This is a genomic window from uncultured Ilumatobacter sp. (assembly GCF_963980585.1).
Classification (GTDB): Bacteria; Actinomycetota; Acidimicrobiia; order Acidimicrobiales; family Ilumatobacteraceae; genus Ilumatobacter_A.
On the sequence record NZ_CAXCAM010000019.1, the window covers coordinates 1 to 26,309 of the forward strand.

A 26,309-nucleotide genomic window follows, 5' to 3' on the forward strand; every position below is an offset into this window, starting at 1 on the left:
GGTCGAGCCGTCGAATCATGACCGCAGCGATGACGACGACAGCGGCGAGTACTCCGAGAACAATCAGAACGAGACGCATTACCCGATCATGGCCCGCTCAGCGCAGGTTCATCGACATGCAGCTCATCGGCTCGCGTATTCCCAGAATTTGAGGAAAACCTGTCACGGCGCGCGATCGGGCACCGTGGCAGGTGGCCGGTAGGGTTGACGCACAGGTTCCGAGCGCTGTTTCGCATCTCGCAGGCGGCGCTCATTGAGGGGCCCCTGAACGAAAGGGCAGCAGATGTTCGAACGATTTACCGACCGAGCTCGACGAGTCGTTGTGCTCGCGCAAGAAGAAGCGCGGCTGCTCAACCACAGCTACATCGGAACCGAGCACATCCTGCTCGGCCTCATCCACGAAGGTGAGGGCGTCGCGGCGAAGGCCCTCGAGTCGCTCGGCATCAGCCTCGAAGCGGTGCGGAGCCAGGTTGAAGAGATCATCGGCCAGGGCGGCTCGTCGCCGTCGGGCCACATCCCCTTCACGCCGCGCGCCAAGAAGGTCCTCGAGCTGTCACTGCGCGAAGCACTGCAGCTCGGTCACAACTACATCGGAACCGAGCACATCCTGCTCGGTCTCATCCGCGAGGGTGAAGGCGTTGCCGCACAGGTGCTCGTCAAGCTCGGCGCCGATCTTTCACGTGTCCGCCAGCAGGTCATCCAGCTCCTCTCGGGTTACCAAGGCCCATCCGGCTCCACCGGCGGGAGCAGCGGTCGGACCGAAGGCGGCACGCCGGCAGCGGCAGGCGTTGGCAGCAAGGGCGGCGATGACGACAAGGGCGCCAACTCTCAGATTCTCGACCAGTTCGGCCGCAACCTCACCGAGGCCGCGCGCCAGGGTGAACTCGACCCCGTGATCGGTCGCTCGAAAGAGCTCGAACGCACGATGCAGATTCTCTCGCGTCGCACCAAGAACAACCCGGTGCTCATTGGTGAGCCCGGAGTCGGCAAGACCGCGATCGTCGAGGGCCTCGCCCAGAAGATCGTCAACAACGACGTGCCCGACACGCTCACCAACAAGCAGCTCTACACGCTCGACCTCGGCTCGCTCGTGGCCGGCAGCCGCTACCGCGGTGACTTCGAAGAGCGCCTCAAGAAGGTGCTCAAAGAAATCAAGACCCGCGGCGACATCTTGCTGTTCATCGACGAGATCCACACCCTCGTCGGCGCCGGCGCCGCTGAAGGTGCCATCGATGCTGCGTCGATCCTCAAGCCGATGCTCGCCCGAGGCGAACTCCAAACCATCGGTGCCACCACCACCGACGAGTACCGCAAGCACGTCGAGAAAGACGCCGCACTCGAGCGTCGCTTCCAGCCGATCAAGGTCGACGAGCCAACGCTCGCTCACACGATCGAGATCCTCAAGGGCATCCGCGATCAGTACGAGTCGCACCACCGGGTCACCATCACCGACCAGGCCCTCGTCGCTGCTGCCAACCTCGCTGACCGCTACATCAGCGATCGGCACCTGCCCGACAAGGCCATCGACCTCATCGACGAGGCCGGCTCGCGTCTGCGCATCAAGCGCATGGCGACTCCGCCCGACCTGCGCGATCTCGAATTGAAGCTCAACGAAGTGCAGGAAGCCAAGAAGACCGCTGTCGAAGAGCAGCAGTTCGAAGAGGCCGGCCGTCTGCGCGACGAAGAGAAGAAGCTCCTCGAAGAGAAGGCCGAGAAGGAGACCGAGGTCAAGGCCTCCGGCGTCGACCTGTTCGACGAGGTCGACGAAGAAGCGGTCGCCGAAGTGCTCTCGCTGTGGACCGGTATCCCCGTCTACAAGCTCACCGAAGAAGAGACCGAGCGTCTCCTCAAAATGGAAGACGAGCTGCACAAGCGGATCATCGGCCAAGAGAACGCTGTGGCCGCCGTATCGCAGTCGATCCGCCGGACGCGCGCCGGCCTCAAGGACCCCAAGCGTCCGTCGGGCTCGTTCATCTTCCTCGGCCCCACCGGTGTCGGCAAGACCGAGCTCGCCAAGACCCTCACCGAGTTCCTGTTCGGTGACGACGACGCGCTGATCACGCTCGACATGTCCGAGTACATGGAAAAGCACACGGTCAGCCGCCTCGTCGGTTCGCCTCCCGGCTACGTCGGGTACGAAGAGGGCGGCCAGCTGACCGAAGCCGTGCGCCGCAAGCCGTTCTCCGTCGTGCTGTTCGATGAGATCGAAAAGGCCCACCCCGACGTGTTCAACACGTTGCTGCAGATTCTCGAAGAGGGTCGCCTCACCGACAGCCAAGGTCGCTCGGTCGACTTCCGCAACACGGTGTTGATCATGACATCAAACCTCGGTACCCAGGATCTACGCAAGGCCAACCTCGGCTTCACCACCGACGATTCGGCCATGAGCTACGAGCGGATGAAGGAAAAAGTCAACGACTCGCTCAAGAACCACTTCCGTCCCGAGTTCCTCAACCGCATCGACGAGACCATCGTGTTCCACGAACTGTCTCGTGACGAGGTGCTCCAGATGGTCGACCTGCAACTCGTGCGGCTCACGGCTCAGCTCGAAGGCCAGGGTCTCGGCATCGAGGTCAAACAAGCTGCAAAGGAACTGCTCGCCGAAGTGGGCTACGACCCGCAGCTCGGTGGCCGTCCGTTGCGTCGTGCGATCCAGCGCCACATCGAAGACTCGCTGTCCGAGAAGCTGCTCTACAAGGAGTTCTCGGCGGGCGAGATCATCGTCGTTGATGCCGAGGACGATCCCGAGCGCGGTGAGGGCAAGAAGAAGTTCGTGTTCACCTCGGTTGAGGGCTTTGTCCCTCCGGCGTCGGTCGAGCTCGAGATGACCGCGACCGAGAAGCCGGTTCCGCCGGTGACGGGCGAAGGCGAACTGCCGCCGCCCGAAGCAGCTGAGTGATCAGCTGATCTTCTCGATCGTCACGATCTGGTCGAACGCGCGGCCACGCAATCAATGAATCCATGGCCCGTGCCGCAGCGCGGACCATCGGCCCCGTCATAATGGCGGGATCATGGATCGGGTGATCACGCGGCTCGTCGCACTTCTCGCATGCGCCGTTGCTCTCGCTGCGTGCCAACTCGACGTCACGGTTGATGTCGTCGTCGAATCTGATGGAACAGGACAGATCGCCGTCACGGTGCTTGCCGATCAAGACGTCCTTGATCAGGTCCCGACGCTCGTCGACGACCTGGTCCTCGACGATGTCATCGAGGCCGGCTGGTCGATTGACGGACCTCGTGCGCCCGATGACGGCAGTGGCGGGCTGTTCCTCCAGATGACCCATCCGTTCCGCTCGCAAGGCGAAGCGACCAATCTGTTGCAGAGTCTCGGACCACCCTTCACGCAGATGGAACTCGGTCGGGGAACCAACGGCGATATCACCACCAACCAACTCAGTGGTCGTCTCGTGCTCAGCGGCTTTGATGACTTCGCCGATGCAGACCTCGTCGCTTCGGTTGGGGGTCAGCCGTTCGCCGACGAGATCGCCGCGAGCGGAGCAACCCCAGCCGACTCGTTCAATGTGACACTCCAGGCGCTCTTGCCGGGCGTGATCAAAAGCGAGCAGACCAATGTGGAACCGGACGCGAACGGAATCCTCACCTGGGAGCTGCCCGACAATGGCTCTGCGGCCCTGATCCTCGCTCAATCGACGCAGCAGCCCGGTGAGGGCCAGCGTTGGGCACGCCCGCTCTCGATTCTGGCGCTCATTGCACTCGTGGCATGGGTGAGCTTCATGACGATCTTCATCGGCTACGTCACCGTCGCGCGATTCCGTCGAGCCCGGGCGTACAAGCACCGCCACCTCGGCGAGCAGTAACCCATCCCCGCGTGAGCGGCGGTGGTGGCAGATGCTCTAGGTCCTGTTGGGCAGCGGCTTGACCACGTACCCGGCCGGCAGTTGCTCCGAGGAGTCCATGACACTCAGACGCGTCAGATGTTGTGCGTGTTCAGACAACTTCTTGTGATCGGCGTACGTGATTCCTGGGATCATCGGTTCGCGGAACCACGGCGCGTAGAACTCGAGGTTGGGAATGGCCCGCAGCTCGTCAGACAGGTTGGGCGTGCCGCCGTGCCAGGCCCGCACGTCACGGATCTGAATCGCACCGGCGGGCGCCGGGCACGCAGTACTGAGACGCATCCACTCGGGTTCTTCGTCCAGCGTGGGAATCGGAGCACGGGAGTGCTGGGAGCCTGGAATCTGGCGGGTGGGCCCGTTCAGCGCCGTTTGATCGAACGGCAAGAAGTTCACGCACACATACGGGCAGGGAAGGTCGCGTAACGTCAAGAAGCCGCGTGGATCGTGGAACGCACTGAACGGTGTGTTCCCGTCCGGCGCGAAGTCACGAATGTCGGAATGCAACGGCTGGTACTCGATCGCGCCGGGGAGACAGAAGTCGCCGCTCGCTGAGCGGAGCAGGTAATCGGACGACTCGAAGATCGCGGTGACGATCGGTGTGACCGTCGGGAGATCGACAAGCATCTGCCACTCGGGCCGATGCAACATGCTGCGGGTGACGCTGGAACCTCCGAACGAGTAGCGGTGCGATCCACGGTTACCGCCGCGTTCGCTGTCGTGCGCCACGATCTCGTCGACAACCTCGACCACTCCATTGCGGAGGAACTCGGTCTGGTCGGGGCTGAGCGCATCACCGACGAGGACGAAGCCATCGCGCCGGAAAATCTTGACGGCACGCTCGATCTCAGACGGGTCGAGAATCTCGACATCCCGGAGCCCATTATTGGCCCCGAGATACTCGCGTTGCTGCACAACCTCTGGTGCGTTTCGGTCGGTGCCGTGCCATCCGAGCTCGGCGTGGCGTTCGACTGACTTGGTTTCATTGCTGTTCGACATTGGCGTCTCCTTCTTTCGGTCCAGGTGTCACCACGCGTAGGCCTCGGGCGCCGGGCCCGGACCTGGGAAGATCGCATCGATGCGATCGAGAACGTCGCGTGAGAGTTCAATCGAGGTGGCATGCAGCGCTCCATCCAACTGCGCGATGGTGCGCGGCCCGACGATCGGCGCCGTCACAGCGGGCTGGTGCAACAGCCAGGCGATGCCGACATCGCTGGGCCGTTCGCCCAGGTCCGCACACAGTGCCTCCCATTGTTCGAGTTGTGGTCGGAGCGAAGCAACTCGACGCTGCATGTCGGCTGACCCTCGGCGGCCAGTGTCGCCACCGGACAACACGCCGGCCAAGATGCCGCCGCCGAGCGGGCTCCATGGCAGCAGGCCGAGCCCGTACGACTCACAAGCAGGAATGACCTCGAGCTCAATCGTTCGCTCGGTCAGGTTGTACAGGCTCTGTTCGGACACCAACCCGAGAAAGTGACGGGAGCGCGCTGCCTCGTTGGCCTGAGCGACGGTCCAACCGGCGAAGTTGCTGGAGCCGACGTAGATGATTTTGCCTTGCGCCACCAGGGTCTCCATGGCCTGCCACACCTCGTCCCACGGCGCAGCCCGGTCGAGATGATGCATTTGGTACAGATCGATGTGGTCGGTCTGCAGTCGACGCAGACTGGCATCGCACGCCAACCGGATGTTGCGAGCGGACAGCCCACGATCGTTTGGCCGGTCCGACATCGGCTCATACAACTTGGTCGCCAGCACGATCTGCTCACGGCGGTCACCGCCCTGTGCGAGCCAGCTGCCGATGATGGTCTCCGTGGCGCCCACCCCGGTGCTTCCGCCGTATTGATTCGCCGTGTCGACGAAGTTCACGCCATTTTCAAGCGCCCGATCGAGAATGGCGAACGACTCGGGCTCGGACGTCGTCGGACCGAAGTTCATGGTCCCGAGGCACACTTCGCTCACCTGCAAAGCAGTTCGGCCCAGTCGTCGATATCGCATGGTGATCTCCTGGTGCTCTCATCGTGGCGCGGACCATCTGAGGTCGGCGGTCAACGCTATTGACAGAATATCCAATAGTGAGTCTGGCAGCAAGGTCGAACTCTCCGGGCGCCCCGATCCTGAGGCGATGCTTACTCCGAGGCGATTGCATCATCGGCTGCGAGGAGTTGGTCGAGGCCAGCACGGCACGTGAGGAAAAAGACCGTTTCGATGGCCTCCCGAGATGCCTGCCCGCGAGCGATCAGACTCCACATCACATGACTCGGGGCATTGACGAGCGCTGAGAACACCAGGGCACGGTCCTTGTCAACACCCATCGCCTCGACCAGCCGAGCCCACCACTCGATGTTGTCCTGCTCCACGCGCTTGCGCACCTCTGAAATCGAGGATTCCAACACCGGCTCAGATTGGAGCCGATGAAAGAGGAGGCCGCTGCTCTCCACCTGGTCGAAGAACCAGCGGGTGTTCGACACAACCCGATCGTCGAACAACTCACGCAATGAGCCCGACCCGACGAGCTCCTCGTGGGGTGGCATGGCCTCCACCTTCCACAACGCCGCGACCTCATTCCACAGCGCGTCCACCAGACCCGCCCGGTTGCTGAAGTACGTGTAGACCAGACCGCGTGACACGCCCGCTTCGGCTGCGACCGATTCCATCGACAGCGCGCCAACACCGTTCTCCTCGACGATCACTCGCGACACGTCAAGCAGATGCCGGCGTCGATCCTCGGGGGACAAACGGGCACCCATCATCGTTGCGACTGCCGGAGCGGCTGATGCGGGATCCATGGGCCCTTATTCTGCCGTCTCCGCGACGGGCAAGCGAACACTTTCGAACATTGTTGACACAAAGTGCAAGAGAGGCAATGATGTGATCGGTTATGCACCGGAGGGCCGTGAGGGGGAAGAATTCGCGTCACCACGTCGGAGGGTTCGCCTGACGACACCGGGGTTCCGTTTCACGATGCAGCTCGATGTTCCGCGCAGGGACTGAGTGCTGCAACGAACAGCAGAACAAGCACCGGCTCGCGATCGCGAGCAGGGGGAGAAACGGTGGCGACAATCGCCACCATCACTGAAGGAGCACACTGTGCAGAGAACACGGAAGATCGCAACCGCAACGGTTGCCTTGTCACTGGTCGCCGCCGCATGCGGTGGGAGTGACGACACCGCCGACGAGTCCGGTAGCACCGAGGCACCCGACGCAACAGAAGCGCCGGCAGCCGATGCCCCGGCCGCAGACGAGCCCGCTGAAAGCGGCGAAGACGTCACGATCCGCTGGCGCACCCGCCCAGACAACGACGCCGAGGCCGAGGTCTACGGAGCAATCAGCGACACCATCGACGCCGAAAATGGAGACTCAGTCACCCTGGCCTATGAGCCGGGTACCACCGACGGTGCTAACTATCAGGACCAGCTCATCACCGAGATCGCCAACGGCACCGCCCCTGACGTTTTCTGGATCCCGGGAACTGACATCGCTCGTTTCCAGAGCGCTGGTCTCATCCTCGACCTGGCCCCGATCGCAGCCGAAGACGGCTTCGACACCAGCGAGTTCTACCCCGAGCCCATGTACCACTTGACCTTCGACCCCGACGCAGGTGCGCCGGGCGACAAGCTGTGGGGTCTGCCCCGCGACGTGTCAACGTTCGCCATGTACCTCAACAACGACCTCATTGCTGAGGCCGGTGCTGACGACCCCCGAGCCCTCGCCGAAGCCGGCGAATGGGACTGGGATGCCTACGCCGAAGTCGCTACTGCGGTGAGCGCGCTCGGTGGCGAAAACAAGGGCTTTGCAATGGACGCCTGGTGGGGTCCTATTGGCTACTTCATCCAGGCAGCTGGCGGTAGCTACCTCAACGAGGACGGCACTGAGTGCACGGTCGATTCGCCGGAGGCCATTGCGGGTCTGACCCAAATGAAGGCGGTTTACGACGGCGGTCTTGCAGTCGCTTATGGCGAAAGTGGAGAGGCTCCGTGGAAGGCCGGCACCGTCGGCATGTTCATGAACGGTCGCTGGGCAACGCCTGGTGCACGCGCTGACGCCAACTTCAACTGGGACGTTGTCCAGCTGCCCACCGGTCCCGGTGGCACGCAGGGCAACTGGTTGTTCTGGGGCGCATACGTCGTCAACGCGAACACCGAGAACCCTTCCGAGGCGTTCGACCTCGTGCAGTCCCTGACCACCGCCGAGACTCAGGCAGCGATCAGCGAACTCGGTGCCAACATCCCGAGCCGCCAGAGCGATGCCGCAGAGGAGGCCTTCCTTGGCTTCACGCCGCCAGACAACGCGCAAGCGTTCCTCAACGGTCTTGCTGACTCGCCGACAGCTGAAGGTCCTCTCTGGACCGGTAGCCGCACCGAGTTCGACAATGTCGTGGGTGCTGCAGTGACCGCAGTGATCAACGGTGAGCGCACGATCGAAGACTTCGCTGCGAACATTTGTGCCGAGGCTGAGATCGCCACGTTCGGCGGCTGATGACTTCCTGACCGTTACATTCGGTGCCTTGCACCGGATGTAACGGTCAGGGCTTCGCCCGTTCACGCGGGACACCGACCATCACACCTGGGGGACTTGTGTCGGACACCATGGCTGCAGATGCAGCCGACAAAGCGGACGCTGGGGTCGACCTACCTGACGCACCGGACACCGCGCTTGGCCGCAAGCTGAAACTGCTGAGTTTATGGCACCTCGTTGGTGCCGCCGTGAGCGTCATGGGCATTCTGCTCGCTCGGCGCAGTGGCGACATCGAGCTGCCGTGGATGCCGCGCTACGCACTCCAGGGCTTCTTCAGCTTCGCGTTCGTAGCCCACATGGCCAGCGCCTACGGCGTTGGCGCTCGGACACGTTGGGCTCGCCCGCTCTCGCTTGCAGTCAACTATCTCCTCACGCTCGTCGCGGCGTCCGCGACGTTGCATCTCTTCAACGCCTTTCGAGCCCTTGGCGACTTCGGCGAGGGCTTGTACAAGGCGTTTCTCCCCTTTGTCGTCATCTGTGTCGGACTGCTCTGGGTACTGCTGAGCGGTCAGATGTTGGCGCATCGGCCGACGGCAGCCGGGCCGCTACGCCTCCGCCAAGCCGGCTGGGGTCTCGCCGGTGTTGCCAGTGTCTGGTTTGTCATCAAAGCAGACCCATCCGGCTTCATTTCGTCCATCGGCGAGACGCTCACTCGCCCGCTCGCGCTCGGCGCGATAGCCCTGACCGTCTGCGCAGCGCTCGCCACTCGACTCATGTGGTCACGTGCCGCCGCCAAGCACTTCGGCTCGACCCGTCAGGTCGATGAAGCACTGAGTGGCCTCGCGTTCTTGTCACCGAACCTGCTCGGGTTCCTCATCTTCTTCGCCTTCCCACTGCTGTTCTCGCTGTGGGTCAGCTTCTTCGACTGGGACACCACCAACACCACCCGCGATTTCATCGGGCTCGAGAACTACATCCGAGCGTTGTCACTCGACTTCGCCAACAGTGCGCAAAGCAATGCCGGCACCGAGGTGCTGAAGTCGGACTATCAGGTGCTTGCAAACCTCGACTGGTTCGGGCAGCACTGGGTGATCGGCGCACGCGATGTCGAGTTCTGGATCTCCCTGAAGAACATCACGGTCTTCCTCGTCCTCGCCGTGCCACTCGCCGTGCTGCCAGCCCTCGTCCTGTCCAGCGTGCTGGCCTCGAAGCTCCCCGGCATGAAGGTCTTCCGAACCATCTATTTCGTCCCCTCGGTGGCGGGCGTGATCGGCGTCTCAATCGTGTGGGGCCAGATGTTCGACGCAACAATCGGCTGGATCAACTACCTCCTCGACCTGATCGGTGTCTCCGAAGCAGGCCAGGGTCAAGGCTGGCTCACCCAGCCCAACACAGCGCTGCTGTCGATGGTCATCGTCTTTGCCTGGATGAGCTTTGGATTCAACACGGTGCTGTACCTGGCAGGGCACCAGGCCATTCCGAAAGAGTTGTACGAGGCAGCCGAGATCGACGGAGCCAACACCTGGCAGGTCTTTCGACGGATCACAGTGCCGCAGCTCCGCAACACGACCTTCTATGTCGTCATCACCACGTCGATCCTGGCCTTGCAGCTCTTCGACATCGTGTGGATCCTGGCACGACCGATCGCAGGTGGACCGAACTTCGCCACGCAGACGCCGGTGCTGACCCTGTACCAAGAGGCCTTCACCAACAACCGCCAGGGCTACGCGTCAGCGCTGGCCTGGGTGCTGTTCATCATCATCTTCAGCTTCACGTCGTTCCAGTTCCGGCGACAACGCAGTGAAGCCAGCGCAGGAGGCGTGTCATGAGCGTCCGCAGAAAAGGGCCACGAGCGACCATCGTTCGGATCTTCACCTACCTGTGTCTTGTGTCGGTTGCGGTCATCGTGGTCTTCCCGTTCGTCGTCGCGTTCGCCACATCGACGAAGAACAGCCAAGACATCTTCAACTATCCGCCGACCCTGATCCCGAAGGAACCCCAGACCGTGGATCCTGCTGAGGTCGCGTTCCCGGATATCGACGCCGATGAACCGCTTCCGCTGTACGCGTTCCCGGATTCCGACACACGATTCGCGCTCGTCGACAACGACGTCTCGGTCGCAGAATTCCGACCGCTCGACGACGTTGATCGAATCATCCGGCTCGACGTGACGTCGGGGGAAAAGACCGGCGAGGTCGTCATCATCGACGGTGCGGAAGAAGACGTTTTCGTCATCGAGGTCGACGGCATCAACATCGAGGCATACCGATCGCGACTCACCTCTGGCGGCCAGTTCGTCTCGCTCGACGACCCGACCGACGTGCGCGTGGAACTTGTCAACGTCGTGGAGCCACTGCAACAGTTCGGCCCCCGGCTCGAGAACTTCGAAGAGGTCCTCATCGACAAGGAGCTTGGTCGATCCCTCACCAACACGGTGTTGGTGACCATTGCGGTCGTTTCCGGCCAGATTCTGACCTCGATCCTGGGTGGCTACGCCTTCGCTCGAATCAAGTTCAAGGGAAGCGGCTCATTGTTCCTGCTGTACCTCGGCTCGGTCATGGTGCCATTCGTCGTGCTCATCATCCCGCTCTTTCAGCTGATGCTGCAGGTGGGCTGGCTCGACAATCTCTCGGCGTTGATCATTCCGTTCATGTTCAGCGCCTACGGCACCTTCCTCATGCGGCAGTTCTTCATCAGCATTCCCATCGAGATCGAAGAAGCTGCGCTGCTCGATAATGCATCGCGCTGGAAGATCTTGTGGCGCATCATGGTCCCGCTTGCTCGCCCAGCCATTGCCACGCTCGCCACGTTCGGGTTCCTCTATGCCTGGAACTCGTTCTTCTGGCCACTCGTCATCATCAACTCAGGCAACCCCGACGGCCGCGTGTTGTCGCTCGCATTGTCAACACTTGGTGGCCGCTCAAGCACCGATCTCAACCTGGTGTTCGCCGGCGCGATGATCGCGATGACCCCGCCCATCCTGGTGTTCCTGTTCGCCCAGCGCTATTTCGTCGAGAACTCCGCTTCCAGCGGGCTCAAGTAGGGAGTTACCCATGGCAGAAGTCACCTTCCGCTCCGTCAGCAAGCAGTACGACGGCGGTGGACCCAAAGCAGTCCACGATCTTGAACTCGATATCAAGGACGGCGAGTTCATGGTGCTCGTTGGACCTTCCGGCTGCGGTAAGTCCACCGCGCTGCGCATGATTGCCGGACTCGAAGAAATCACCGAAGGCGAACTGCGCATCGGAGATCGCCTCGTCAACGACGTCCCTCCGGGCGACCGCGACATCGCGATGGTGTTCCAGAACTATGCGCTGTATCCGCACATGACCGTTCGAGAGAACATCGGATTCGCGCTGGAAGTCGCCAAGGTCAAGAAGGCTGAGATCAAGGCGCGTACCGAAGAGGCCGCTGAAATGCTCGGCCTCACCGAGTATCTCGATCGTTTGCCGAAGGCGCTCTCCGGCGGTCAACGCCAACGCGTCGCGATGGGCCGAGCAATCGTGCGTAGCCCACAGGTCTTCCTCATGGACGAGCCGTTGTCGAATCTCGACGCCAAGCTCCGCGTCCAGATGCGATCGGAGATCATCCAGATCCAAAAGCGGCTCGACACCACGATGGTGTACGTCACCCACGACCAGATCGAGGCGATGACGATGGGCCACCGAGTTGCGGTGATGCGTCTCGGAGTGCTCCAACAGGTCGCTCACCCGCAGGAGTTGTACCAGCGCCCAGCCAACCTGTTCGTTGCTGCGTTCATTGGTAGCCCGGCCATGAACCTGATCAATGTGACCCTCGGAGGCACAGCCGAGCGGCCCACCGCGAGCTTTGCTGGTCATACCCTTGCGATCGACGAGGGCGCGATCGAGCGTTACCCGCAAATTGTCGACCGCATTGGATCATCAGTCGTACTTGGTTTGCGTCCCGAACACTTCTCGATGGAGGGCGACTTCGACCTCCCCGATGATCAGATCGTTGAATTCAAGATTGAGTTGGCTGAAGCGATGGGCGCCGAGGCGCATCTGCACATCACGCTCGATGTCCCGGTTGTCGAACTCGACGGTCAGCCAGTGTCCGCCGAAGATGGCGACGAGACGCCATTGTCAACGACCAAGATCATTGCTCGGATCGACGGTATTCACTTCGTCACCAGCGGCGAAAACCTGCGACTCGGTGTCAAGACACATCTGGCGCACTTCTTTGACCCAGACACCGGCCTGCCGCTGAGCTGAATCACGCAGCCGTCGACGTCGCACGTCGACGGCCCGTCACAAGTCCCAGACAAGGGGTGCGATTGGGTCCGGGGTGTAGACGCAGTACGTCCCGGTCTGCACGGATTGTTCGAGGTGCGCAGCGAGCGCCGGATGGTGCTCGGCCATCCGGCGGAGCGCGTAGCGCAGTGATCGAGTCACGCTCGTCCGAGCGCGCTCAGCAGACCCACCGACTGAGCGAGTGCGCCCACCGAAGCCGACTGCGCTCGTCAGTTCCGCGATCAGGTACTCGCGATCGCGTTGCGCCAGTTCCATGCGGCCGAGGTCGTTCAACATCGTCGCTTCTTCGATGTCGTCGTCGACTTCGGCGAGCCGTCGACGGTAGGCATCCCGCGCTACATCGTCGATGACTTCCAGCCCGCTGCTTCCTTGACCGACGTGTAAATCGTCGCCGTGCTCGACAATGCCGCCGGTCGGAAGCGAGCCACGTTCCACAGCAACGAGGTCCAACACGTGGATCTCGCGACCCGGGTCAGCGAGCAATCGTTCAACGTATCAAAGGCCCTTGAGATCGCGCATCAGCGTGGTGTCGTCGTCGAAACCAATGGTGCGAGTGTCTCCGTCGCATCGGAAGACGGCGGTCGCCTTGCTGGCTATCCGAGACGTCGTTGAGTGTGACGGCGCGTTGGTGATGAGACGCTCAGCCTGCTCGGCTCTGCGCACCGCCCCGAATGCGTCGAAGGCCACTCGTGCCGCACGCCATTCCATATGTGCCCCTTCGACATCGCCGGACCGGTGGCGAGCTTCGCCGAGCACGATGCGTGCGGCGGCCGCTTCGAACGGGGCTCCGATGTCGGCCCACGCACCGGTTGCGGCCTTTGCCGAGTGGATAGCGGCCCCCAGGTCTCCACCGACCAACGATGCGCGAGCACTAGCGAGCGCGGCACTGGCCTCGAGGGAACGGCTCGGGTAGGAGTCCGCGATCGATGCGAGCGCATCGGCGGCCTGTCGAGCAGTGTTGGCATCGCCTGCTGCGGCAGCGATCTTCGCCTGGGCATCGAGTAGCGGGGCGAGGCGCAAGTCGCCGAACGGCGGCCGCATCTTGGAGGGAATATCGAAGGGGTGAGCAATTGCATCCGTGATCATCGACGCAGCCACGTCGACCTCGCCCTGCTCCAACCGCAACAACGCGAGCCCAGGGTGAGGCGACCAACTGCGTTCGTGCGCTGCGATAAATGCTTCCTCGGCACCGGTGAGATCGCCGCGACGTAACCGGATGTTGCCGAGTTCGACGAGTGGCCAACCGAACTCGCGGCGCATCCAAGGGCGCAACTCCTCGCAGGCCCCCAATGCTTCGGCCTCAGCGACATCGCATGGCCCAGAAATCCTGAGGATCTCGGCGCGGTGGACGCGGCATCGTCCGCTGATTGCCCCGATCGCCGCGCCGTGACGCCATTGCTCCATCACCTCTGTCCACTGCGTCGCTCGGTCGTGCAGCGCCATCCCCTGGGCGGCGCAGATCAACTCGCAGTACATCATCCCCGTGGTGAGTGGGTCGGCGGCGCCTGACATGAGATCCACCGCGATTTCATCGAGGAGGTCCAGACCCGCATCAACATGTCCATCAAAGACACGAACTCGTGCGGCGCACACGCGCCCAATGATGACGGCCGGATTGACGCCGAGTCGGCCTCCGAGTTCGATCGCCAAGGCCGAAAACATTCTTGCGGCATCCATGTCTCCGGACATAAACCGTTCGTACCCACGCACGACGGCGATCAAGGCGTGAGCGGGCGTCTCATCATGGCCTTGTAGCAGTCGCTCGGCACGGCGTAACCACCCTCGAACAGGCGCCATGAGACCGGTGTCCATCATCAAGAACATGGCAACCATCGCAGCGGCTCGTGCAGCGCCGGCGATGTCGTCGTCGGCGAGCAAGAGTGCGTGCAGTTGTTCCCACGCGGACACGGACGCTTCGAATCCGCCGTTTCCGTACTCGGCCTGAGCGAGGAGTTCGAGCCCCTCAGCCGAAGCTGCAGCTGATCCACTTGCGGCAAGCAGGTCGAGGGCCTCAGCCCATTCGCCCTGCTCAACTGCCGTCTGGGCGGCTGCAAGTCCCTGCATTGTCGCATTGTGACATCAATTGTCACGCCTCTTTGACATCGCACCAATCGACGGAGCGATCTCGACAAACAGATTCAGAAAGGCCCACTCATGGAACCCATCGAACAGCTCTCATACATTTTGCCTACCTTGAATGCCACGGTCGATCGCATCCAGACGATGCAGATGAACGACCCCACGCCGTGCAGCAAGTTCACCGTGCACGACGTGCTCAATCACATGATCGTCCTCGGCGGGACGTTTACCTACTCGTTCAGGGGCGAGGATGCCCCGGAATTGAGGGCGCCGGGTGTGTACGGGTGGGTTCCCGCCGCCGAGTTCCGTGAGGTGATGGACGATCTCCTTGCTGCGGTCAAGTCCCCAGGGGCAATGGAGCGACAGGTGACGACTCCTATGGGGGAGATGCCCGGTGAGACGTTCGCTCGGCTCGTCGCATTCGATGGTCTGATGCACGGCTGGGACCTCGCCTCGTCCACCGGACAACGGTTCGAAGTGCCCCCGGCAGTCATCTGCGCCGTCGATGAGTTTGCCCGGAGTGCACTGACCTCTGAAATGAGGGACGGCGACACATTCAAAGACGCGACCACCGTGCCTGACGACGCCAGTCAACTCGAGCGACTCGCCGCATTCAGCGGCCGCTCACTCTGAGCGCCCGTCCCGACGACGCGGGCAACTCTGTGAGTGCCCATCTCTAGGGTGGCCACCATGGCGAAACTGAAATTGGTGTATGCGTGCAGTGAGTGCGGCACGTCGTACCCGAAGTGGTCAGGACAGTGCGGCAGTTGCGGCGACTGGAACACCCTGGTCGAAGAAGTGGAGGGGGCTGGCGATGATCTGGTCGCTCCCCCTCCACCGACCAACCGGCCGGGACCTACCCTGATCGGCAACGTCGGCACTGAAGCAGGCCGCCCGACCCCGACCCAAATTCCCGAACTTGACCGGGTGCTCGGCGGCGGCATCGTCCCCGGCGCTGTCACCTTGCTCGGCGGCGAGCCGGGCATTGGCAAGAGCACGTTGCTGCTCCAGTTGCTTGCTTCATGGGACGGACCGACGCTGTATGTCAGCGCCGAGGAGAGCGCCCAACAGGTGCGCCTCCGCGCGGAGCGGCTCGATGCTGTACGACCTCAGCTGTGGCTGCATGCCGAGACCTCCTTGCCGCACGTCCTCGAATCCATCGAGCAAACGAAGCCTGAGCTGGTGGTGATCGACTCGATCCAGACCGTCTTCGACCCGGCGCTCGGGTCGCTACCGGGGAGTGTCGGCCAAGTCCGTGGATGTGCTCAGCGCCTGGTCAACGTCGCCAAAGAGCGCGACATCGCCATCGTCCTCGTTGGCCATGTCACCAAGGACGGTGGCCTTGCGGGGCCGCGCGTGCTTGAACATGTGGTCGACACAGTGCTCCAGTTCGAAGGCGATAAGCACCACGCGCTGCGGCTGCTGCGTGCGTCCAAGCACCGCTTTGGACCCACGAACGAGCTGGGACTGTTCGAGATGGCCGGTTCCGGTCTCATTGGCGTGCCCGACCCGTCGACCATGTTTCTCTCCGACCGCCGCACCGGCATTCCGGGCTCGGCCGTGGTCCCCACGATGGAGGGGCAACGACCCATCGTCGTCGAGGTGCAGGCACTCACGTCCCCAGGCGTGCCGGGGGTTCCGTCGCGGCGGAGCGCGCTCGGGCTCGACGGGGCTCGACTCTCGATGTTGATGGCCGTCCTCGGCCGTCGAGCGCGGCTGCCCGTCGGCGAGAACGACGTGTATGCATCGACCGCCGGGGGCGTGAAGCTGGTCGAGCCGGGCCTCGACCTGGGCGTCTGTCTGGCAGTGGCCAGCGCACTCCGCAATCAGCCGATGCCGGCTGACGTCGCAGTGTTCGGCGAAGTGGGCCTGGGTGGCGAGCTTCGCCAAGTCGGCCAGGCCGCACGACGACTCACCGAAGCAGCTCGGCTTGGCTTCTCACGAGTGGTCGTGCCCGCAAACTCTCCTGACGGCGACGACAATATTCGTGTCATCCGGGCAAAGACGCTCAGTGAAGCCATCGCGGCCGTCGGCCTCAACGGCGACAGCGCGCTCTGACGCATTCGTCTCTGACACTCGCCTCCAGCATGAACTAGAATTCTCACGTGGAGTATCGCTATAGCGGAGCGAATGAGAAAATGCGCAACGCGCTGGCTCGTGTCGCACCGGGCACGCCACTCCGCGATGGCATCGACCGCGTGGTGCGGGCCCAGGCTGGGGCCTTGCTCGTCCTGAGCGACGAGCCCGACGTGCTGTCGATCTGTTCGGGTGGATTCCTCGTCGACGCGCCCTACAGCCCACAGCGCCTGTCCGAACTTGCGAAGATGGACGGCGCGATCATCATCTCAACTGAGGGCGGCCGCATTGCTCGGGCCAATGTGCACCTGGTCCCGGATCCCACTGTCCCAACGAGCGAGACCGGCACCCGCCACCGCACCGCCGAGCGCGTCGCCCGGTCCCTCGACGTCCCTGTCGTGTCTGCGAGCGAGGAGATGGGCGTTATCAACGTCTATGCGGGCGGCAACAAGCGGCAGCTCCAAGAGGTCGGTCACCTGCTCGAACGAGCGAATCAAGCATTGCAGACGCTCGAGCGCTACAAGGCCAAGCTCGACGACGCGATCACCAACCTCACTGCCGTCGAGGTGGAAGACGTCGCCACGCTCCGCGACGTCGTTGCTGTTGTGCAACGTGGCGAGATGGTGCACCGGGTCGCCGACGAGATCGAAACGATGATCATCGAGCTGGGGTTCGATGCGCGACTGCTGCGCTTGCAGCTCGATGAGTTGTACGGCGAGATCGATGACGAACTCGACCTTGTCGTGGTCGACTATCTGCCTGCCGGGAGCGTGGCCGAAGACATCCTGAGCGAGATGTCCAAGCTGTCCGATGACGACGTGCTCAACCTGCGCGTTGCTTCAGATGTTCTCGGCCGCGCCGGCGACAATGACGATCTGAGCCAAGAGGTCGCTCCCAAGGGACTGCGCTACCTCCACCGCGTGAAGCGTCTCCCGAGTGGCGTCGCCGAAGGCGTCGCCGCTCACTTCGGTGGCCTGGCAAAGATTCAACGGGCCACGCTCGACGATCTGATGTCGGTCGATGGCGTCGATGAGTCAACGGCACGAGCGATCCGCGAAACGATGACCCGCATCACTGAGTCGACGATCCTCGATCAATACTGACCCCGTCGAGGGTTAGGGCGTCACGGTTGGGAGAATCTCGGCCCAGACCGCGTCGTCGTCGAACCCCAGGGCCCAGAGCGACACGCCGTTGAGCTGATATTGCCGGGCGAGATCCATGCGGAGCCGAACGCCATCACCATCAACGAAATGGACGCGTCGCCCCTGCGTGCAGGTCAGGGTGCCATCGGTGACTTCAAGGTCGTAGTCGAAGGTGTACTCACCCGTCTCCGGCACAAATACCGGCACCGCACCACGAAGCTCGAGTAGCGCATCAACTGATCGTGCAGTGACAGAGGTGCGGCCCTGCAGCTCGGATGCCGGACATGCGCCGGTTTCGCCGTTTGGCCAATTTCGGCCGTACGCCGGAAGGCCAAGCACCAACTTTTCAGGATCACCCGTGGCCTCGATAGCGCCGATGATTGAACGTTCGACAAAATCGAGCGGAGCAATCGGCCCTGCCTCGCCCACCGAGAAGTCGTAGGCCATGATGCGAATGCGGTCGACGTGCTGAGCAATGGCGCCATAATCGTAGACCCAATATCCGCTGTCAGCGGTCTGCCCTGCGTCGTAAACAGGTGGAATGCTGACCGCCAGCGTTCGGCTATCGGCACGCAACGCCGCGCCGAGTTCGGCGATGAACGCCACCCAGTTGGGCCGTGTTGCAGCCCAGGTGTCTCGACCATCAGCAAACGCAAACTGCTCGTAGTCGATGTCGATGCCGGCAACGTCAAGCCCGGCGGCAAATGACCGGATCGTTTCAACGTGCTGCGTGCGAGTGACCGGGTCGGCGATGATCGCCGCCATCGACCCCGCCGGCATTGCATCAATGATCGAGGGAACAACGTTCACGCCTGCGTCGGCGGCAATCTCGAAGAACTCGTCGAGTCCTTCATCGAGTGCATTCGTGTCGATTTCAATGCTGTCCACACCTGTCGCGTTGAACCAGAACGGCGATACGTCGCGCAGCGAACCGACGCGCTTTTCGAACTCGGGCAGCGCGTCGTCGAGCGCCCAGTACGGCGCCCACGCATCGAGTGGAATATCCGGTTTGGGCGGCGGCGGCGGATCCTCACGGGTGAGCCAAAAACCTCCGGCGACGACGGCGACGAGCACACCGATCAGGCCGAACAACACCCCGCGACGCTGCCTCGCCGTCGGTCCGGCAACGGCGACGTCGGCAACGGGTGTGTCGTCAGCGCTGGTCATGTTGCACGCAGCGCGGCATGCGGCCCGACGAAGAGATTGCCGTGGTCAAGCGGGCAGAAGGGCGCGAAGATCGTCGACGGTGAGGCCGGCCAGCGTGGGCGCGATCGTGAGATTGGGTGCAGGGTCGATACTGACGACATGGGGGATGCCCAGCGTCGCACACCCGGCAGCCAACGCCGAGGCAACCCCGGTTCGCGAGTCCTCGATGGCGACGCAGGAAGCAGCATCGACATTGAGCGCTCGGGCTCCTGCAAGATACGGTTCGGGATGCGGCTTGCCCTGGGTGACCTCGTCGCCGGTGATCGTGGTGACAAACGAATCCTCTGGTGCCGACACCAGGACTGCGTCGGCGAACCGGCGCCACGACATTGTCACGAGCACACACGGAATCGACGCGTCCCGACATGCTGCAAGGAGTTCGCGGGCTCCGGGTCGCCACGGCAACTCACGTTGCACGCGCTCGATGACACCATCCATCAACCGGTCGACCAGTGCCACCGGTTCCATATCGACGCCTGCAGCGCGCAACGCCGCTGCAGTATCGAGAAGATCTGAGCCAATCAGCGAAGCCGCATCAGCCTTGGTCCAGGTGCCGCCGAATTCGTTGACAAGCTCGTGCTCGCACTCGATCCAGTACGGCTCGGTGTCGACCAGCGTGCCGTCCATGTCCCACAGCACCGCTGCCAGCTCAGTCATGGCGGGCAGGCTAGAGCCGGTGTGGCAACTCAGCCCCTGAAGACGGTGATCTTGTCTTCGCCGATTTCCGCGCGGCGCTCGGGATCGTCGACGCCCAGACCCTCTGCTGGCGAGAGACACAGCACACCGAGCTTGCCCTCGGCCTTGTTGTGATGGACCGCAAGCGAAGCATCGCCAACCTGATCGAGGGTGTAGGTGTCGGTGAGCAGCGGCTGGATCTTGCCTTCGCAGAGCAACTTGTTGGCTGCCCAGCTCTCGGTGTAGTTCGCGAAGTGCGACGACAGGAGCTTCTTCAACTTCATCCAGAAGTGACGGTTGTCGAACTCGACCATGTAGCCAGAGGTCGCGGCACACGTGACGATCGTGCCGCCGCGCTTCGCAGCGAAGACCGAAGCGCCCATCGTGGAGCGGCCCGGGTGCTCGAAGACGATGTCGACGTCTTCACCGTTGTTGACCGCACGGATGTCCTTGCCGAAGCGACGCCATTCGGACTCATCCTGCGTGTGTTCGTCGGACCAGAACTGATAGTTCGAAGCCTTGCGGTCGATGACCGCCTCACAGCCCATGCGGTTGAGGATCTCGGCGCGCTCCGGTGACGAAACGACTCCGATTGGCCTACCGCCGCCATTCAGGACGTACTGCACGGCGTAGCCGCCGATGCCGCCGGTGGCGCCCCAGATGAGGACGCTGTCGCCTTGCTTCATCCGCGCCCCGTTGTCGCTGACGAGCATCCGGTACGACGTCGAGCTGCACAGTCCGTTGACGGCCGACTCTTCCCACGACAGGTGTGTCGGCTTCGGCATCAGCTGGTTGGCGCGCACGATCGACATGTCGGCAAGGCCGCCGAAGTTTGTCTCGAATCCCCAGATCCGCTGGTTGTTGGCCATCATCGAGTCGTTGTGCGCAGTTGGGTCTTGTCCGTCGACATGGTTGCACTGCACCGTCACCCGGTCACCGGGCTTCCAGTTGCGGACTGCAGAACCGATCCGCAGAACAACACCCGACGCGTCCGAACCGACCACGTGATAGGGCAGCGAATGGCGCTTGGCCCATTCGCTCTCCCGGGCGAGTCGGTCGAGGAATCCGAACGTCGGCAGCGGCTCGAAGATTGACGTCCACACCGTGTTGAAGTTGATGCTTGACGCCATCACCGCGATGAGGCACTCGTCCGGCGCCAGTTCAGGGGTGGCGACATCGTCGACGTGGAGCGACTTGCGCGGATCCTTGTCCCACGAGTCGACACCTTCGAACATGTCCGATTCGTCACGCTTGACGAACGCGGCCCGGTAGCTCTCCGGGATGGGAAGGTTCGCAATGTCATCGCCACTTGCGCCGGACTGAATCGCCTCGAGAATCTGCTCCATGGGGTCCAAGGTTACTGAGCGGTAACCAACCCGCCCAAGTTCGGCGCGTTTGAGAGTGTGTTCGACAGACCAGCAGTTGTTGCCCGCTGGAAAGGCGCGACTAGCGTGCCACGTATGGCTGCAAACTCGAACTCCGTCATCATCGCTGGTGCGCGCACCCCGATCGGCAAGATGAGCGGTGCGCTCTCGTCATTCTCCGGTGCCGAACTCGGTGGTTTCGCCATCGCTGCTGCGCTTGAGCGCGCGGGCGTCGCTCCGGAAGAAGTCGACCATGTCATCATGGGCCAGGTCCTCATGGCTGGTCAGGGCCAGGTCCCCAGCCGCCAGGCGGCTGTCAACGCAGGCATCCCGATGAATGTCCCTGCGATCAACGTCAACAAGGTGTGCCTCTCCGGTCTCAACTCGATCTACCTCGCCAACCAGATGATCGCCACCGGCGAAGCCGACATCGTGGTCGCCGGCGGCATGGAATCGATGTCCAATGCTCCGTACCTCGCTGATGGCGCCCGGAGCGGCTTCCGGTACGGCAACACCGAACTGCGCGACGCCATCATCGCCGACGGCCTCTGGTGTGCCTTTGATGCCTGCCTCATGGGCCTCGGCACTGACCGCTACACCGGTGACAGCATCACCCGTGAACAGCAGGACGAATTCGCCGCCCGCTCCAATGAGCTGGCCGCCGACGCCATCAAGGAGGGCCGCCTGGCCGAGGAGATCGTTCCGGTCGAAGTGCCGCAGCGCAAGGGTGACCCGATCCTCATCGAGCACGACGAGGGCGTGCGCCCCGGCACCACGGTCGAGAGCCTGTCGAAGATGCGCCCAGCGTTCGACAAGGAGGGCAGCATCACCGCAGCGAACGCCTCGCAGCTCTCTGACGGCGGCAGCGCCATGATCCTGATGAGCAAGGCCGAAGCCGAGCGCCGCGGCGTCAACCCGCTCGGCGAGTTCGTGTCATACGGCATGGTCGCAGGCCCCGACAACGCCTCACTGCTCCATCAGCCAAGCCGGGCTGCGATGCTCGCCGCTCAGAAGGCCGGCATTGCCGTCGGCGATCTCGACCTGCTCGAGCTCAACGAAGCATTTGCCGCTGTCGGCATTGCATCGACCGCCGAGCTCGGCGTCGACCCGGACAAGGTCAACGTGAACGGCGGCGCGATTGCACTTGGGCACCCGATCGGCATGAGCGGTAACCGTTTGGCACTCACCCTGCTCCACGAGCTCAACCGTCGCGGCGGCGGCACCGGCGTGGCCTCGCTCTGCGGTGGCGGCGGCCAAGGCGACGCGGCAATCCTGCGTACCGTCTGAGTCGACCGATCAGCTGCCGGAGAGCGCGGTGACGGTCCATTCCAGGACCCAGCCGAGGTAGCCGTACAAGCTGTACTCGGGGCTGTCATTGATGTCGGCTTCTTCGGCTGACTCATCGTCGGTGATGTCGAGCATCGTGCCCAACACGAGACGGATTGCATTGACCGACTGCATGAAGGCCATGGTCTCGCCCTCACCCAAGGTCCGGCCCTCTTCCATGAGGAGCAAGCTCACGCTGTCAACAGCGGCCACGCGACTCGCGACCAACTCCTCGCGCATGAGCCGCTGATACTCGGCTTCTTTTTCCTCGTCGTCATGAAATGCGGGAGGAAACAGACGGTGCAGCAAGGGAGCGGTGTGCTCGTTTGGCTCGCTCGTGAGCAAGTCCTTCATCTCACCGAGGAGGCGCACGATCAACTCGCGTTCCTCGGTCTCGAAGTTCAGTCGGAACCGGGCGCCTTCACCATGGTCGAACGCACCGAGTGGATCGACGTCACTGTTGTCCACGTGCTCGACGGGCGGAACGAAATCGCGCTCACTCATCGTGCTCCATTGAGGCCCACAGGCTGTGCTCGTGGAGACGAAACACGTGCATCTCGGCTTCCTCGCGATTGCCGTTGGCGACCACGGCCTTGCCCTTGTGGTGCACGTCGAGCATCATCGCCGTGGCCTTTTCGTCGGAGTAGCCGAACAGCTTCTTGAGCACGAAAGTGACGTAACTCATCAGATTGATCGGATCATTCCAGACGATCACCACCCACGGGCGGTCGTTGGCCAACTCCTCGTCGACCTTGGGCTCTTCGACCCGGACTGGTTCGAGCGTCGTTGGCACCCGCCCATTCTGCCGCGTCGTGCCAACGGAAAATCAGTTGGTGGTGATGACCACGGATTCGATGTCGACCGGCTCCGATGGGGTCCCGGACGCTGTGCCGGCTGCTTCCATCGCGACGACGGTCTCATCGAAGCCTTCGGTCACTGCACCGAAGAGCGAGTAGCTCGGTGGGAGGGCTGCGCCGTTTTCGCCGGTGATGATGAAGAACTGGCTGCCGTTGGTGTCCGGACCGCTGTTTGCCATCGCAATCGAACCGATCTCGTACGCGCCGGCCTCGGGGAGCTCGTCGGCGAATCTGTAGCCGGGACCACCAGTACCGGTGCCCGTCGGGTCACCGCACTGCACGACGAAGTCCGGGATGATCCGGTGGCAGGGCGTGTCGTCGAAGTACTGGTGGCGAGCCAGGAACACGAAGTTGTTGACCGTGAGCGGCGCGATGTTCTGATCGAGTTCGATCGTGAGCTCACCCTTGTTGGTGGTGAGCAGCGCGCTGTACTCCTTGTCGGGGTCGAGGCACATCGGAGGCGCCGCGTCGAACGTTTGCTGCTTGGTGGCAGACCCGTCGGGGGAGGGGCAGCCCTCCGGGACGAACTCGCCGGTCGGCTCGAAAACTTCGCCCGCAGCGACATCGGCGCCCGCATCTTCGTTCACCTCGGGCAGCGTCGTCGGAGTCGCATTGTCATCATCGCCACCGATGAAGGTGTTGGCAATGAAGGCAATGCCGACCACGCCGACGATGGCGGCGACGATGATGACGCCGATCCGGGTGCCCTTCTGGCGTGTCTCGGCGCGTGCGGCCTGTTGTTCTTTGACGGCCTTGTTGGCCCGTTGACGTTCGCGTTTGTCGGTTCCCACAGTGGCGGAACGATACCGCCCGTCGACCGGGGTCGACCCTCGCCGTTTGGCACCCTTCAGCAGCGCGTGGGTCTTGCCCTCAAGCGCGTCGACGGTGCTGCCGATACCCAGAGACGCCGCTCGCGGCCTCCCAGAAGCAATCACACCGTGCTACAGACCTCAACCACCTTCATGAACCGGCCCGAGCAGGCAACAGACCGCGCCTCCGCTCGGGCGACGGCATCGCTCGGACGCTGGGCGGGCCTCGCGCTGAGTCTTGCAGGACTGATTGGCTGGCTCGGTTGGCTGTCGTGGCGGTTCGGCACCCTGGAGATGTCGATCGTGGCAGTGGGCGTGCTCGCCCTCGAACTCGTTGCGATCTCGGCCGCCGTCCTCGTCACTGCTGGACTGTTTGCCGGCCGACCGCGATGGCGCCGAGGACGACGTGCAACTGACGCCGATCGTCAACTGCCAATGCTGCTCGGCGAAGCGCTCGGCCTCGGAGACATCAACAACGAACGCAACACCGACCCGACCGACCCCAGTGCGCTGTCGGCGGCCAACGTTGGGCCGGACGACACGGGCGAAATCGCTTGGGCACGTCGCGGCCTTCGTGTCCTTGGCGAGCAGCGCCGACTCGATCGGCGCGCCCAACTCGATACCCACAACCTGCGCGAAGCGGCCTGGTCAGTGGTCGCGCTTGACGGACTTCGGCGCCTCGTCACCGTGATCACCCTGGTGGTGGTCTTGTTCACCGGAATCGCCCCGTTCGAAACGCCGCCGCCGAATCGCATCGCAATGCTCGCCGTCGGCATCGCACTCCTCTCGATCGGTCATTGGTTGCTCTCCGGCGGGCACGTTCGCCCGCTGGCTCGCCTGATCTGGTCGATGGCGTCAATCGGCGCTGGACTCGGCGCTGGTGTCTCGCGGTCTGGCCTCCCGATCCGATGGGCGATGACCATGGCCACGCTCATCGCGCTGAACATCAGCATTGCGTTGCGCGGCATGAGCGACCGATGGACCCACGGCCTCGGGCCGATGAACGACGACGCGCGGGTGACTGCGATGACGGTTGCTTTCGGCTTGGTCGCCGCCGGTGGCATCGCGATGCGCCGGATGCCGCAACCCGAACTCGGTCACTACGGCGCCACGAGACGCTTGGAAGAGTCATCGGTGCGCCGTCTGACGATCGGGCTGACACTGGTCGTCGCCGTGATTGGCTTCGTCGCCGGGTTGGCGCCTGCCGAGGTCCTCGTCGCCGCCCCTTGACCATCGCCAGGTCAGGCGTTGAGCTTTCAGGCGGGCGACACAAACAATTTCTGGAATTTCTGGAATTTCTCCTCAAGTTCCTCATCGAGCGTGCCGATACCCCCCTTGATGGCCCAGGTGTCGACGTTGTCCCTGCCTGCGGACAACACTGCCCCGCACGGTGCCCCGGTCGCGCTGCCCACCGCCATTAGATTGTCGGACATGGCGAAGCTGCGACTGTTCGCATCTGCTCGCGAGGCCGCAGGCACCGGGAGCGACGCAATCGATGGCGCAACCGTTGCTGACGTGCTCGCAGCTGCCACCCAACGCTATGGATCCGAATTCGCCGAGGTGCTCACCACCTGTCGGATCTGGGTCAACGGCAACGATGTTGCTCCCGACACCATGGTCGGGCCGCACGACGAAGTGGCGGTACTCCCGCCCGTCTCTGGAGGATCCACGTGACCGACACCAACGCCGCGCTCAGCCCTGACCCCGCTGATTTGTCGCTCGACGATTTACGCGCGCTGCGCCAGCAACTGCAGCACGAGGATGACGTCGTGTCGTACGCCCGCCGGGTTGCCCAAGCGCGCCTTGACCTCGTGAAGAGCGAACACGCTCGCCGTGATGCCGGCCCCGACGCCGATCTCAACGAACAGATCGGCAGCGTGCTCAGTCAGCACCTGACCGGAGGCCCTGCCCGCCCGCCCCGGCCCACCGAAGATCTCAGCGACAACGCCCTCGCCGATGAGCTCGACGCAGTGTGCGCCGAGCATCACTTCGGTCGGTTGGATGACCTCGACGACGCTGAGCTCCTCGCGCTGGCCGATGCCATCGGCAACTTCGAAACTCGCGTCTCGTCCGACCGCCGCGAGCGGTTCGATCGCCTCGACGCTTTGAGTGCTGAGTTGGTGCGGCGATACCGCGACGGCGAAGCCAGCGTCGATTCCCTCCTCGCGGACTGAACTCGCAACCCCGCATTGCTT

At 63.1% G+C, this 26,309-nt stretch carries 26 protein-coding genes; 14 read left to right on the plus strand and 12 right to left on the minus strand.

Going from position 1 to position 26,309, the window contains the following annotated elements; all coding sequences use genetic code 11:
• The 3 genes from ACH2DW_RS07915 to ACH2DW_RS07925 form a co-directional block, all read left to right on the plus strand.
• Positions 1-202, plus strand: a 202-nt coding sequence (locus tag ACH2DW_RS07915) for a hypothetical protein (RefSeq protein WP_394929194.1), incomplete at its 5' end; no start/stop codon positions are given.
• 81 nt (positions 203-283) lie between these two features.
• Positions 284-2,899: an ATP-dependent Clp protease ATP-binding subunit gene (locus ACH2DW_RS07920; protein ID WP_394929195.1), complete on the plus strand. Its 2,616-nt coding sequence runs from the start codon at positions 284-286 to the stop codon at positions 2,897-2,899.
• A 112-nt stretch (positions 2,900-3,011) separates the two neighbouring features.
• Complete coding sequence (locus ACH2DW_RS07925; RefSeq protein WP_394929196.1) at positions 3,012-3,818, plus strand: hypothetical protein; 807 nt, start codon at positions 3,012-3,014, stop codon at positions 3,816-3,818.
• Positions 3,819-3,854: 36 nt separating this feature from the next.
• Here ACH2DW_RS07925 and ACH2DW_RS07930 read toward each other — a convergent pair whose 3' ends face one another.
• From ACH2DW_RS07930 to ACH2DW_RS07940, 3 genes are all read right to left on the minus strand, one after another.
• Positions 3,855-4,853 (minus strand): phytanoyl-CoA dioxygenase family protein, encoded by a 999-nt coding sequence (locus tag ACH2DW_RS07930; RefSeq protein WP_394929197.1) that lies wholly within the window; start codon positions 4,851-4,853, stop codon positions 3,855-3,857.
• Between the two features lie 27 nt (positions 4,854-4,880).
• Positions 4,881-5,849, minus strand: a complete 969-nt coding sequence (locus ACH2DW_RS07935) for an aldo/keto reductase (protein ID WP_394929198.1) — start codon at positions 5,847-5,849, stop codon at positions 4,881-4,883.
• A 131-nt stretch (positions 5,850-5,980) separates the two neighbouring features.
• A complete protein-coding gene (locus ACH2DW_RS07940; RefSeq protein ID WP_394929199.1) occupies positions 5,981-6,640 on the minus strand; it encodes a TetR/AcrR family transcriptional regulator in 660 nt (219 codons plus the stop codon).
• A gap of 301 nt (positions 6,641-6,941) precedes the next feature.
• Here ACH2DW_RS07940 and ACH2DW_RS07945 point away from each other — a divergent pair, with 301 nt between their 5' ends.
• From ACH2DW_RS07945 to ACH2DW_RS07960, 4 genes are all read left to right on the plus strand, one after another.
• Positions 6,942-8,330 (plus strand): ABC transporter substrate-binding protein, encoded by a 1,389-nt coding sequence (locus ACH2DW_RS07945; protein WP_394929200.1) that lies wholly within the window; start codon positions 6,942-6,944, stop codon positions 8,328-8,330.
• 110 nt (positions 8,331-8,440) lie between these two features.
• Positions 8,441-10,138 carry a carbohydrate ABC transporter permease gene (locus tag ACH2DW_RS07950; protein WP_394929201.1) on the plus strand — a complete coding sequence of 566 codons (1,698 nt, stop codon included), beginning with the start codon at positions 8,441-8,443 and terminating at the stop codon, positions 10,136-10,138.
• A complete protein-coding gene (locus ACH2DW_RS07955; RefSeq protein WP_394929202.1) occupies positions 10,135-11,352 on the plus strand; it encodes a carbohydrate ABC transporter permease in 1,218 nt (405 codons plus the stop codon). The genes ACH2DW_RS07950 and ACH2DW_RS07955 overlap by 4 nt, the downstream gene beginning before the upstream one ends.
• A 10-nt stretch (positions 11,353-11,362) precedes the next feature.
• Positions 11,363-12,541, plus strand: a complete 1,179-nt coding sequence (locus ACH2DW_RS07960) for an ABC transporter ATP-binding protein (protein WP_394929203.1) — start codon at positions 11,363-11,365, stop codon at positions 12,539-12,541.
• A 36-nt stretch (positions 12,542-12,577) separates the two neighbouring features.
• Here ACH2DW_RS07960 and ACH2DW_RS07965 read toward each other — a convergent pair whose 3' ends face one another.
• Both ACH2DW_RS07965 and ACH2DW_RS07970 read right to left on the minus strand, forming a co-directional pair.
• Positions 12,578-13,063 carry a hypothetical protein gene (locus ACH2DW_RS07965; protein WP_394929204.1) on the minus strand — a complete coding sequence of 162 codons (486 nt, stop codon included), beginning with the start codon at positions 13,061-13,063 and terminating at the stop codon, positions 12,578-12,580.
• Between the two features lie 12 nt (positions 13,064-13,075).
• Positions 13,076-14,644, minus strand: a complete 1,569-nt coding sequence (locus ACH2DW_RS07970; protein ID WP_394929205.1) for a transcriptional regulator — start codon at positions 14,642-14,644, stop codon at positions 13,076-13,078.
• Between the two features lie 129 nt (positions 14,645-14,773).
• On the opposite strand from ACH2DW_RS07970, the gene ACH2DW_RS07975 reads away from it, so the two are divergent.
• The 3 genes from ACH2DW_RS07975 to disA all read left to right on the plus strand — a co-directional run bounded on the left by ACH2DW_RS07975 (position 14,774) and on the right by disA (position 17,838).
• Complete coding sequence (locus ACH2DW_RS07975) at positions 14,774-15,292, plus strand: TIGR03086 family metal-binding protein (RefSeq protein WP_394929206.1); 519 nt, start codon at positions 14,774-14,776, stop codon at positions 15,290-15,292.
• 57 nt (positions 15,293-15,349) lie between these two features.
• Positions 15,350-16,717: a DNA repair protein RadA gene (gene radA / locus ACH2DW_RS07980; protein WP_394929207.1), complete on the plus strand. Its 1,368-nt coding sequence runs from the start codon at positions 15,350-15,352 to the stop codon at positions 16,715-16,717.
• 80 nt (positions 16,718-16,797) lie between these two features.
• On the plus strand, positions 16,798-17,838 hold the full coding sequence (disA, locus tag ACH2DW_RS07985) for a DNA integrity scanning diadenylate cyclase DisA (protein WP_394929252.1): 1,041 nt from the start codon (positions 16,798-16,800) through the stop codon (positions 17,836-17,838).
• Positions 17,839-17,850: 12 nt separating this feature from the next.
• On the opposite strand, the gene ACH2DW_RS07990 is transcribed toward disA, so the two are convergent.
• Genes ACH2DW_RS07990 through ccrA form a run of 3 tightly spaced genes read right to left on the minus strand, consistent with a single transcriptional unit; the run spans position 17,851 to position 21,104 of the window.
• Positions 17,851-19,044, minus strand: a complete 1,194-nt coding sequence (locus ACH2DW_RS07990) for a glycosyl hydrolase family 18 protein (protein ID WP_394929208.1) — start codon at positions 19,042-19,044, stop codon at positions 17,851-17,853.
• A gap of 45 nt (positions 19,045-19,089) precedes the next feature.
• Positions 19,090-19,740 carry an HAD family hydrolase gene (locus ACH2DW_RS07995; protein ID WP_394929209.1) on the minus strand — a complete coding sequence of 217 codons (651 nt, stop codon included), beginning with the start codon at positions 19,738-19,740 and terminating at the stop codon, positions 19,090-19,092.
• Positions 19,741-19,769: 29 nt separating this feature from the next.
• On the minus strand, positions 19,770-21,104 hold the full coding sequence (ccrA, locus tag ACH2DW_RS08000; protein WP_394929210.1) for a crotonyl-CoA carboxylase/reductase: 1,335 nt from the start codon (positions 21,102-21,104) through the stop codon (positions 19,770-19,772).
• Between the two features lie 114 nt (positions 21,105-21,218).
• Here ccrA and ACH2DW_RS08005 point away from each other — a divergent pair, with 114 nt between their 5' ends.
• Positions 21,219-22,409 (plus strand): acetyl-CoA C-acetyltransferase, encoded by a 1,191-nt coding sequence (locus ACH2DW_RS08005; RefSeq protein WP_394929211.1) that lies wholly within the window; start codon positions 21,219-21,221, stop codon positions 22,407-22,409.
• Between the two features lie 9 nt (positions 22,410-22,418).
• Here the strand turns inward: ACH2DW_RS08005 and ACH2DW_RS08010 are convergent, their stop codons facing one another.
• From ACH2DW_RS08010 to ACH2DW_RS08020, 3 genes are read right to left on the minus strand one after another with little or no spacing between them, the layout of a single operon-like run.
• Positions 22,419-22,952, minus strand: coding sequence for a DUF2017 family protein (locus ACH2DW_RS08010; RefSeq protein WP_394929212.1), 534 nt, complete (start codon positions 22,950-22,952; stop codon positions 22,419-22,421).
• Positions 22,945-23,241 carry an ATP-dependent Clp protease adapter ClpS gene (clpS, locus tag ACH2DW_RS08015; protein WP_394929213.1) on the minus strand — a complete coding sequence of 99 codons (297 nt, stop codon included), beginning with the start codon at positions 23,239-23,241 and terminating at the stop codon, positions 22,945-22,947. Before clpS ends, ACH2DW_RS08010 begins: the two co-directional genes overlap by 8 nt.
• A gap of 33 nt (positions 23,242-23,274) precedes the next feature.
• Positions 23,275-24,096, minus strand: a complete 822-nt coding sequence (locus tag ACH2DW_RS08020) for a peptidylprolyl isomerase (RefSeq protein WP_394929214.1) — start codon at positions 24,094-24,096, stop codon at positions 23,275-23,277.
• A 147-nt stretch (positions 24,097-24,243) separates the two neighbouring features.
• Between ACH2DW_RS08020 and ACH2DW_RS08025 the strand changes: the two genes are divergently transcribed.
• Positions 24,244-25,344, plus strand: coding sequence for a hypothetical protein (locus ACH2DW_RS08025; protein ID WP_394929215.1), 1,101 nt, complete (start codon positions 24,244-24,246; stop codon positions 25,342-25,344).
• Between the two features lie 26 nt (positions 25,345-25,370).
• On the opposite strand, the gene ACH2DW_RS08030 is transcribed toward ACH2DW_RS08025, so the two are convergent.
• Positions 25,371-25,547, minus strand: a complete 177-nt coding sequence (locus tag ACH2DW_RS08030; protein WP_394929216.1) for a hypothetical protein — start codon at positions 25,545-25,547, stop codon at positions 25,371-25,373.
• Between ACH2DW_RS08030 and ACH2DW_RS08035 the strand changes: the two genes are divergently transcribed.
• Positions 25,546-25,788: a MoaD/ThiS family protein gene (locus ACH2DW_RS08035; RefSeq protein ID WP_394929217.1), complete on the plus strand. Its 243-nt coding sequence runs from the start codon at positions 25,546-25,548 to the stop codon at positions 25,786-25,788. The two genes, ACH2DW_RS08030 and ACH2DW_RS08035, sit on opposite strands and share 2 nt — an antisense overlap.
• Positions 25,785-26,288: a hypothetical protein gene (locus tag ACH2DW_RS08040; protein WP_394929218.1), complete on the plus strand. Its 504-nt coding sequence runs from the start codon at positions 25,785-25,787 to the stop codon at positions 26,286-26,288. Before ACH2DW_RS08035 ends, ACH2DW_RS08040 begins: the two co-directional genes overlap by 4 nt.
• Positions 26,289-26,309 lie beyond the last annotated feature (21 nt).

Excerpts from the sequence above, each read along its gene's own strand:
- ACH2DW_RS07920 (WP_394929195.1), top strand. The coding sequence starts at position 284 with ATGTTCGAACGATTTACCGACCGAGCTCGACGAGTCGTTGTGCTCGCG.
- ACH2DW_RS07925 (WP_394929196.1), top strand. The coding sequence starts at position 3,012 with ATGGATCGGGTGATCACGCGGCTCGTCGCACTTCTCGCATGCGCCGTT.
- ACH2DW_RS07930 (WP_394929197.1), bottom strand. The coding sequence starts at position 4,853 with ATGTCGAACAGCAATGAAACCAAGTCAGTCGAACGCCACGCCGAGCTC.
- ACH2DW_RS07935 (WP_394929198.1), bottom strand. The coding sequence starts at position 5,849 with ATGCGATATCGACGACTGGGCCGAACTGCTTTGCAGGTGAGCGAAGTG.
- ACH2DW_RS07940 (WP_394929199.1), bottom strand. The coding sequence starts at position 6,640 with ATGGATCCCGCATCAGCCGCTCCGGCAGTCGCAACGATGATGGGTGCC.
- ACH2DW_RS07950 (WP_394929201.1), top strand. The coding sequence starts at position 8,441 with ATGGCTGCAGATGCAGCCGACAAAGCGGACGCTGGGGTCGACCTACCT.
- ACH2DW_RS07955 (WP_394929202.1), top strand. The coding sequence starts at position 10,135 with ATGAGCGTCCGCAGAAAAGGGCCACGAGCGACCATCGTTCGGATCTTC.
- ACH2DW_RS07960 (WP_394929203.1), top strand. The coding sequence starts at position 11,363 with ATGGCAGAAGTCACCTTCCGCTCCGTCAGCAAGCAGTACGACGGCGGT.
- ACH2DW_RS07970 (WP_394929205.1), bottom strand. The coding sequence starts at position 14,644 with ATGCAGGGACTTGCAGCCGCCCAGACGGCAGTTGAGCAGGGCGAATGG.
- radA (WP_394929207.1), top strand. The coding sequence starts at position 15,350 with ATGGCGAAACTGAAATTGGTGTATGCGTGCAGTGAGTGCGGCACGTCG.
- disA (WP_394929252.1), top strand. The coding sequence starts at position 16,798 with ATGCGCAACGCGCTGGCTCGTGTCGCACCGGGCACGCCACTCCGCGAT.
- ACH2DW_RS07990 (WP_394929208.1), bottom strand. The coding sequence starts at position 19,044 with ATGACCAGCGCTGACGACACACCCGTTGCCGACGTCGCCGTTGCCGGA.
- ACH2DW_RS07995 (WP_394929209.1), bottom strand. The coding sequence starts at position 19,740 with ATGACTGAGCTGGCAGCGGTGCTGTGGGACATGGACGGCACGCTGGTC.
- ccrA (WP_394929210.1), bottom strand. The coding sequence starts at position 21,104 with ATGGAGCAGATTCTCGAGGCGATTCAGTCCGGCGCAAGTGGCGATGAC.
- ACH2DW_RS08005 (WP_394929211.1), top strand. The coding sequence starts at position 21,219 with ATGGCTGCAAACTCGAACTCCGTCATCATCGCTGGTGCGCGCACCCCG.
- ACH2DW_RS08010 (WP_394929212.1), bottom strand. The coding sequence starts at position 22,952 with ATGAGTGAGCGCGATTTCGTTCCGCCCGTCGAGCACGTGGACAACAGT.
- ACH2DW_RS08035 (WP_394929217.1), top strand. The coding sequence starts at position 25,546 with ATGGCGAAGCTGCGACTGTTCGCATCTGCTCGCGAGGCCGCAGGCACC.
- ACH2DW_RS08030 (WP_394929216.1), bottom strand. The coding sequence starts at position 25,547 with ATGTCCGACAATCTAATGGCGGTGGGCAGCGCGACCGGGGCACCGTGC.